General features: G+C 60.6%; 2 protein-coding genes. Both read right to left on the bottom strand.

The features are described from left to right. On the bottom strand, positions 1 to 600 hold a 600-nt coding region (locus A3730_RS06465), incomplete at its 3' end, for an NAD(P)-dependent oxidoreductase (RefSeq protein ID WP_304439473.1). Positions 601 to 742: 142 nt separating this feature from the next. Continuing rightward, on the bottom strand, positions 743 to 1,040 hold a 298-nt coding region (locus A3730_RS06460), incomplete at its 5' end, for an aminotransferase class III-fold pyridoxal phosphate-dependent enzyme (RefSeq protein WP_156500985.1).

Raw genomic sequence — 1,040 nt, 5'->3', positions numbered from 1 at the left:
CACCACATAGTCCGCATCACCGAGCAGCGCAGGCAAATCCTGCTGTCGGTGGACCCGGTCAAAGGCGCTGTCCTGGCGTGCATGGCGGGCGGTGCCGATCACGTTCATGCCCATGGCGCCGAGCACCGTGGCCACTTCCCTGCCAATAGAGCCGGCGCCCACGATCAGGGCATTGGCGCCGCGCAGCATGCGGGTTTCCCGGTGTTGCCAGCGGTGCTGTTCTTTCAGTGCCAGGTTGCCGAGCGTGTCCTTGGCGAACATCAGCAGGGCGCCCAGCACGTATTCGGCGATGCCGCGGTCGAAAATGCCGCGGGCGTTGGTGACCACGATGTCACTGTGTTTGATCGGGTCGATCATCAGCGCATCCACGCCGGCACTGGTGGCATGGACCCAGCGCACCGGGCAGTTATCCGGCCACACTTCCTCCAGCAGGTCGGTGCGGAAATCGGTGACCACCAGAATGTCGGTCTCCGGTAGCGCGCTTTTTAACTGTGCCGGTGTCCGCGCTTCCTGAACCCGTGCCAGGCCGTCCAGAGACTCCAGACCGGGCAGGGCGGGTTCGTCTTCGGCCAGCAGGACGGTGATGGTGGTGTCTGTCATCGAATCTCCTTAAATTCAGCGGCCAGCTATTAGCTTCTAGTTACTCCGCACTGGCAAGAGTGGTGCGCGGTGAAAGCCTTGATGCAATTACTGCTTCGAAACGCGTTGTTGTAGCTAGCAGCTAGTAGCTCGAAGCTGCTCTTCACGTCTCTTTCAGTGCGGCATCAAACAGTTCTACCGCTTTTTCGATTTCCGCTTCGGTGACGGTGAGCGGTGGCAACCAGCGTACCACCTGGCCCTGGGTGCCGCAGCGCAACATCAGCATGCCGTTATTCTCACAATGCTTGAGCAGCTTGCCGGCGCGGTCGCCATCCGGGGTGTGGGGGGCACTGACAATTTCCAGGCCCAGCATGAGCCCCATGCCGCGAATTTCATCAATGCAGTCATGCTGTTTTTGCAGGCCCTGCAAGTGAGTAAGAAGCTGCTGGCCGAGCTTGTCG

The sequence above is a fragment of the Alcanivorax sp. HI0044 genome (assembly GCF_001634945.1).
This window is presented reverse-complemented; position numbering and strand designations above follow the sequence as displayed.